We start from the raw sequence: 6,306 nt of genomic DNA, 5'->3' as shown, positions 1-6,306 counted from the left end.
GCTGTTCCTCGGGGGGATTCTCATCGGAATCGGCACCCGCGTCGGGAAGGGCTGCACGTCGGGCCACGGGGTCTGTGGCGTGGGCTCGGCCTCGAGCGCCTCCCTCGTCGGTGTCGCGACGTTCCTGCTGATCGCGATCGGGGTCGCCCAGCTCGTGCAGGCGCTGGGGGTGAGCCCGTAATGAGCGCCGACCACGAACAACACCCGCTGTTCATGCCGCTGGTGTTCGTCGGCGGGCTGATCTTCGGCTTCGGCCTCGGCTTTAGCCACATGGCCCAGCCCGAGATCGTCCTGAACTTCCTGCAGTTCGAGGACTTCGGGCTGCTCTTTGTCATGTTCGGCGCCGCGGTCGTGACGGGGATCACGTTCTTCGGCATCAAGTACGTTCGAAGCGACGCACCGTTTACCGGCGCACCCTACGCTCGCCGGCTGAAGACCCTCGACCGAAACGTCGTCCTCGGCGGCGGCATCTTCGGCGTCGGCTGGGGGTTGTCGGGGATCTGTCCCGGCGCGGCCTACGCCAGCCTCGGAATCGGGAACGTCGCGATCCTCTACGGGATCGCCGGTATGTTCCTCGGCGCCTACGTCCAGGGCTACTGGCGGTCGACCCGAGCCGAGGGCGACGCCCCGGCGTCGACGGCCGACTGACGACGCCGAGTCGAACCGCGGCGCGATAACCGGGGACGTAAGGTCTATCCGCGTCACGACCGTACCCGCTGTATGGACTTTCCACCGAACCAGGGGCTCGACCAGGACGAAGTCGACGAACAGGTCGCCGACGTGCTCGAGGACAACGAAGTCGTCCTCTTCATGAAGGGGACCGAACTGATGCCACAGTGTGGCTACTCCCGCCGAGCGCTCGGGCTGATCGACCAGTACCGCGACGACTACGAGACCGTCGACGTCCTCGACTCGCTCGACGAGTACCGCGCGGCCCTCGAGGACCACAGCGGCTGGGAGACGATCCCGCAGACGTTCGTCGACGGCGAGTTTGTCGGCGGCTCGGACATCCTCGCCGAACTCGAGGAGCGCGGCGAGCTGGCCGAGACGCTCGAGGCCGACGAATAACTAGCGACGCGACCGAATTGAATTCATTCCTTTTCGAAGCAATCGAATTTAATAGCAGGTCATATAAGCCACGCGACCGTACTAGGAACCAGCGACCGCTCCACACCTTCCCCACTATGTCCACAGAGGAATCCAGACACGTATATCGGCTTCATTCGACCCTCGAACTGCCCCTCGAAGATCTCCACGACCACATCGACGAGGCGACGTACCCCGACGGGGTCTCGGACGTCGAGATCACGCGGCGAAACAACACGCTCATCCTGAAGGCCGTCGCCGAGGACGAGACGGTAAGCAAGTACACGCCGACCGCCCAGCTCAAAGCCAGCGTTACCGAGAACCGGGTCTACGAGGAGGATCCCGACGAGCGCCACAACTCCTTCCGCTGGGACGAGGACGAGGAGGACGAGATCGAGTCCGAGCTCGTCGAGTTCGCCGCGTTCAAGGGCGACCGCGAGACCGTCCTCCAGAACTCCCTGTTGCAGTACGAGATGTTCCTCGTCCTCTGTGAGATCGCCGAGGCCGCCGAGAAGGGCACCCTGACGGCGATCGCCGAGTACGACGGCGAACTCGAGGCGACCCGGATCGTCGAGGGCGAGCCCCGCCCCGCCGACATCGAGGTCGTCGAAGGTCCCCGCGATCATAGCTCGAGCCAGGGCGGCGTCAACTGGCGGGACAACAAGTTCATCAGCGACTGAGCCTCCCGGCCGCGCGAGCTTCTCGAGACCCGACCGACGGTAGACGTTTCTTTTTCGTCGCCGTACTCGCCGTATGGACGATCCGAGCAGCTACGGGATCGTCGGGCGACTCGCGCTCGCGGCGTTCGTCACGGTCGCGCCGACGCTCCTCTTTCTGGGGCTCGTGCGGGGGTTGGAGCGACTGCAGGACGATGCGCTCGTCCTCGAGCTACGACAGCAGGGAACCCTCGAGCCGTCGCCGAACGACGACGTCCTCGCCGTGCTGGCGAACGGGCTCGAGGGCGACCGCGCCGAGGGCTCGAGGGGCGGGTGTCCGACCTGCGGAGAATCGAACGGCGTCGACGAGCAGTACTGTCCGGAGTGTCTGGCTCGATTCTCGGGGCCCTGACGGTCGGGATCAGGAAACCGGTTCGAACCGGTGGAGAACCGCGGTGTTCTCGTCGTTCCACTCGGTGCCGTGGGTGCGTTCGATCCGTCGCCTGTAGGCCTCGAGATCCGCCGACCCCTCCGCGCGGGCGTCCTCGTCGGTGAGCTCGCCCAGCCGGCGTTCGGTCACCGGCCAATAGTGGTATCGGTGACTCGAGTGCCTTACAGCCCGACCGGTTCCCCGTCGACGTACACCGTCTCGGGGTCCCGGACCGCCTCGATCTCCTCGCGGGGATCGCCGACGAGCGCGAGGACGTCGCCACGGTTGCCGACCTCGAGCGTCCCGATATCGTCGTCCGGAACCGTCTCGGCGGCGACCCGGGTCGCGGCCTGGATCGCCTCGTGTTCGCTCATGCCGACCTCCTCGACGAACAGCTCGAGCTCGAGGGCGTTCTCGCCGTGAGGGACCAGTTCGGGGCCGAGGAAGTCCGTCCCCGTCGCGATCGGGACGCCGGCCTCGTAGGCGCGCCGGACGGAGTCGACGTGGGCTTCGCTGGCCTTCCGGGCCTTCTCGAGGCCGTAGTCGGGGACGCCGTGGTCGGCCCCGTGCTCGAGCAAGCGATGCATGATCGACAGCGTCGGGACGAAGACCGCCCCCGTCTCGGCGAACAGCTCGAGACACTCCTCGTCGACCCAGAACCCGTGTTCGATGGTGTCGACGCCGTTGCGAAGCGCGGCCTTGATCCCCGGCGCACCCTGGGCGTGGGAGGCGACCGGGATTCCGACCCGGTGGGCCTCCTCGACGAACGCCCGGATCTCGGCGTCGGTGAACTGGCTCTGGTCGGGGGTGTCCTTCTCGCTCAACACGCCGCCAGTCGTCATGATCTTCAGGAGGTCGACGCCGTCTCGGATCCGCTTGCGGGCCTCCTTGCGACAGTCGTCGGCGCCGTCGGCCAGTGTCGCCAGCGAGCCGTCGCCGTCCGCGGCCCACTCGTAGGGGAGGAAGTGCGCGTCGCCGTGGCCTCCGGTCTGGCTGATGCTCCGCCCGCTGGTGAACACCCGCGGTCCCGGTATCGTTCCCTCGGCGACGGCCCCGCGAAGCCCCAACCCCGTCGAGGAGCCGACGTCTCGGACGGCCGTGAAGCCGGCCGCCAGCAGCGACCGGAGATCCGCGGTCGCCCGCGCGGTGCCGAGCTCCGAGGACTCGGTGGCCCAGACGAGCGGGTTCATCTCCCGGGTCCCCTGCAGGTGAACGTGGGCGTCGATCAGTCCCGGCGTGATCACGGGGTAGCTGTCGTGGGCGGCGTCCGACGGCGCGGCGACGTCCTCCTGTGTTCCGACGGCGTCGATCCGCCCCTCGTCGTCGACGACGAGCCGTCCGTCCGAGAGCGGCTGTTCGTCACGGCCCGTCACGACCACGTCCGCGTCGATAACTCGCATATCGGGACGTTCACAATGGGGATGGTTAGCAGTTGCGCGTTATTGCCTGTCGGTCCCGACGGGTTTCGCTTCGAAATAGCTTTCACTTCGACCTCGAGAGAACCGGTGTGCCCGGGGACCGACTCCAGTTCTGGACGCTGTATCTCGCCCGCTTCGCCGAGGGGTTCGGCTTCATCACGCTCATCACGCTGTTGCCCTACTACATCAACGAACTCGATCCGAGCGGAACGACGGTCTTCGGGATCACGATTGGCGCCGGCCTCATCGTCGGGCTCTACACCACCGGCTTCACGTTCGCACAGACGTTCGCGGTCGTTCCGCTCGCCTGGGCCGGCGACCGCTTCGACAAGCGGCTCGTCCTGCTCGGCGTCCTCGGACTCGGCGTCGGCGTCTACGCGCTGTTCCCGCTAGTCGACTCGAGCGCCTCCTTTATTGCTGTCCGCGCGCTCCAGGGGATCGCCGTCACCGGCGCCGGACTGATGAGCCTCTCGCTGGTCGGCCAGATCGCCACCCTCGAGACGCGGGCGAACTACATCGGGAAGGCAAACGCCGCGAGCTTCGCCGCCTCGATCCTCGGCAGCCTGAGCGCCGGCTCGCTCTACGAGGCGTTCGGCTTCGGTCCGATCTTCGCGATCATCGTCTGTATCATGCTCGTCGCGTGGCTCGGAACGTACCTCTCGCTCGAGCCCGACGACACGCGCGTCCACGGCTTTCCGTTCGCCGACCTCGCGTTCAACCGCCGGCTGCTGACGATCTCGTCGTTTCGCTTCCAGTACGCCTTCGCCGTGACGCTGGTGCGGACGTGGGTGCCGATCTTCGCGGGCGTCTCCGCGGCCCAGGGCGGCCTGGCCTACGGCGCGCTCGCGGTCTCGCTCACCGTCGTCGCCGAGAAGTTCACCAACATGTGCTGTCAGCCGTTTACCGGTCGGCTCTCGGACGCCTACGGGCGCGCGCTGTTCGTCTTCGCCGGCGGCGGCGCCTACGGCCTCGTCGCGCTGGCCGTTCCGTTCTCGCCGGCGATCGGGTCCGCACTCGGGGTTCCCGCCGAACTCGTCGTCTCGGTGCCCGCCGTCCTCGCGGGCGCGACGCTCCCAGCCTGGCTCCCCCTCGAGTCGCTCCCGGCGCAGCTCTCGCTGTTCGGCGAGGTCTCGCCCGCGTTCCTCCCGCTCGTGGCGCTCTCGGGGCTGCTCGGCGTCGCGGACAGCTTCCGGGAACCGGCGAGTATGGCCCTGTTCGCCGACGAGGGGACCGACGACGGCGGCGTCGCCTCGAGCTTCGGCATCCGCGAACTCGTCTGGCGGCCCGGCAGCGTGATCGCGCCGCTGCTTGGCGGCTGGCTCATGTACGAACTCAGCATGGCCTCGGTGTTCTACGTCGGCGGAGCGTTCGCGCTGACCGGCGTCGCGACGTTCCTCCTGATCCTCGTCCGGAGCCACGGTCGCAACGCGCTGTTCGAGTGGTGACGACTCCCGTCCCGGATCGGCGACGGCGGTCACTCCGACGTCGGTCGAACCGAGAGCCGATCGGGCGAGCCCGCGTCGGCTCGAGCGAGCGAGGCGCCGAGCTCCCGGCCGAGGTCGGCGTCGGCCTCGAGGAGGAGTCGCACCGTCTGCCCGTCGACCGTCGCGATCGTCAGCTCGGTACCGCGGGTTCGCGAGAGTCCGGTGCGGTCGAACGCGGCGACGAATCGGGGCGTCCAGGCGAGGTTCGCCAGCCCGACGACGGTCGCGGCCGCGAGCAGCGAGAAGGGGATCGTCGAGAGGAGGACCGCGAGCGCGACGATCGACGCGACGACGAGGGCGCCGGCGACGACCAGACTCCGTCGGATCGCCCGCTCGAGCCCGTTCGCTCGGCGGGCCCGACGGGTCCCTGCGATAGTCGTCGCGGCGACCGCCGCGAGGGACGTCGCGATCGCGCCTCCGACCGGTTCCGCGCCCGCGGCGGCCCCGATCGCGACGAGGATCCCGATCGTCGCCAGCAGCGCTCCGGCGGCCCCGACCAGCAGCGCGTCGTCGGTTCGAAACCGGTACTCCAACCGGGTTCGGGGTCGGCTCCGAACCGAACTGACGTGTTCGTATCCGATACTCGCGAACGCGCCCGCCTCCGAGAGGCAGAGCACGCGCCGATCGGTGAGGCCGACGATCACCGAACCCGAGCCGGGCTCTCCGAGGAACGAACCGGTCTCGAGAACCCGTACCGATTCGCCGTCGACGAGCTGTCTCGCGAGTCGGTCTTCGACGAACGTCATCGCTCGAGTCTGTTCGGGGTACCGACAAAGTAAGCCACCCCATTCCGCGGACGCGTTGCGTTGTCACAGCCGAACTGTCCGAACGGGGACGCGACCGCACGCGAGCCGATCGCGGGCACAGGTAAGCACTCCCTCGGGCGATTTTTCGTCGGTAGCCGTCCGTTATCCGTCGGGAACCGCCCGCTTCCCGAGCGTCGACCGCCGCGAGGGGTTCGGTACAGCCGCGCTCGGTCGGACTCGCGTTACCTCGCCGCGCCGGGATCGTCGCGACGGCGACCCGACGGCAGTACGAGCCCCGGAACGGCCCGGACGAGCCGCGGGAGGGTGCCCAGCGAGAAGAGGCCGAACTGCGAGAGGAGCCCGAGCGCGACCAGCGCCAGGAACAGCAGGAGCCCCAGCGGATTGACCGCCAGCCCCCCGCCCCAGCGCGGCGATGTCCTGACCGGGATTTCCGATACCGCCATCTCGAACGACCTATCCTCACAC

Annotated in this window: 8 protein-coding genes and 2 pseudogenes; 6 read left to right on the top strand and 4 right to left on the bottom strand. The window is 68.1% G+C overall.

The annotated features are described in order from the left end of the window. From ACNA7R_RS18800 to ACNA7R_RS18780, 5 genes are all read left to right on the top strand, one after another. On the top strand, positions 1–181 hold a 181-nt coding region (locus ACNA7R_RS18800; RefSeq protein WP_416285048.1), incomplete at its 5' end, for a YeeE/YedE family protein. Beyond that, positions 181–648: a DUF6691 family protein gene (locus ACNA7R_RS18795; RefSeq protein ID WP_416285047.1), complete on the top strand. Its 468-nt coding sequence runs from the start codon at positions 181–183 to the stop codon at positions 646–648. The genes ACNA7R_RS18800 and ACNA7R_RS18795, both read left to right, overlap by 1 nt. A 72-nt stretch (positions 649–720) precedes the next feature. After that, positions 721–1,068, top strand: a complete 348-nt coding sequence (locus tag ACNA7R_RS18790; protein WP_416285046.1) for a glutaredoxin family protein — start codon at positions 721–723, stop codon at positions 1,066–1,068. 116 nt (positions 1,069–1,184) lie between these two features. Beyond that, complete coding sequence (locus ACNA7R_RS18785; protein ID WP_416285045.1) at positions 1,185–1,766, top strand: hypothetical protein; 582 nt, start codon at positions 1,185–1,187, stop codon at positions 1,764–1,766. Between the two features lie 73 nt (positions 1,767–1,839). Continuing rightward, positions 1,840–2,154: a zinc ribbon domain-containing protein gene (locus ACNA7R_RS18780; RefSeq protein WP_416285044.1), complete on the top strand. Its 315-nt coding sequence runs from the start codon at positions 1,840–1,842 to the stop codon at positions 2,152–2,154. 9 nt (positions 2,155–2,163) lie between these two features. On the opposite strand, the pseudogene ACNA7R_RS18775 reads toward ACNA7R_RS18780, so the two are convergent. Further along, positions 2,164–2,322 (bottom strand): annotated as a pseudogene (locus tag ACNA7R_RS18775) (ASCH domain-containing protein); the annotation flags it as partial. Between the two features lie 32 nt (positions 2,323–2,354). Beyond that, positions 2,355–3,572, bottom strand: a complete 1,218-nt coding sequence (locus tag ACNA7R_RS18770; protein ID WP_416285043.1) for an amidohydrolase family protein — start codon at positions 3,570–3,572, stop codon at positions 2,355–2,357. Positions 3,573–3,679: 107 nt separating this feature from the next. Between ACNA7R_RS18770 and ACNA7R_RS18765 the strand changes: the two genes are divergently transcribed. Beyond that, a complete protein-coding gene (locus ACNA7R_RS18765; RefSeq protein WP_416285042.1) occupies positions 3,680–5,035 on the top strand; it encodes an MFS transporter in 1,356 nt (451 codons plus the stop codon). A 29-nt stretch (positions 5,036–5,064) separates the two neighbouring features. Here the strand turns inward: ACNA7R_RS18765 and ACNA7R_RS18760 are convergent, their stop codons facing one another. Together ACNA7R_RS18760 and ACNA7R_RS18755 are read right to left on the bottom strand one after the other, a co-directional pair. After that, a complete protein-coding gene (locus ACNA7R_RS18760) occupies positions 5,065–5,820 on the bottom strand; it encodes a hypothetical protein (protein WP_416285041.1) in 756 nt (251 codons plus the stop codon). Between the two features lie 242 nt (positions 5,821–6,062). After that, positions 6,063–6,306: pseudogene (locus ACNA7R_RS18755) on the bottom strand (hypothetical protein); the annotation flags it as partial.

This window comes from Natronococcus sp., assembly GCF_047921035.1.
In the GTDB taxonomy this organism is placed as follows: domain Archaea; phylum Halobacteriota; class Halobacteria; order Halobacteriales; family Natrialbaceae; genus Natronococcus.
Note: the sequence above shows the minus strand (reverse complement) of the source record. Positions and strands in the feature narration are given on the sequence as shown.

Coding starts and splice junctions, on each gene's coding strand:
- ACNA7R_RS18760 (WP_416285041.1), bottom strand. CDS start 5,820: ATGACGTTCGTCGAAGACCGACTCGCGAGACAGCTCGTCGACGGCGAA.
- ACNA7R_RS18780 (WP_416285044.1), top strand. CDS start 1,840: ATGGACGATCCGAGCAGCTACGGGATCGTCGGGCGACTCGCGCTCGCG.
- ACNA7R_RS18795 (WP_416285047.1), top strand. CDS start 181: ATGAGCGCCGACCACGAACAACACCCGCTGTTCATGCCGCTGGTGTTC.
- ACNA7R_RS18770 (WP_416285043.1), bottom strand. CDS start 3,572: ATGCGAGTTATCGACGCGGACGTGGTCGTGACGGGCCGTGACGAACAG.
- ACNA7R_RS18785 (WP_416285045.1), top strand. CDS start 1,185: ATGTCCACAGAGGAATCCAGACACGTATATCGGCTTCATTCGACCCTC.
- ACNA7R_RS18790 (WP_416285046.1), top strand. CDS start 721: ATGGACTTTCCACCGAACCAGGGGCTCGACCAGGACGAAGTCGACGAA.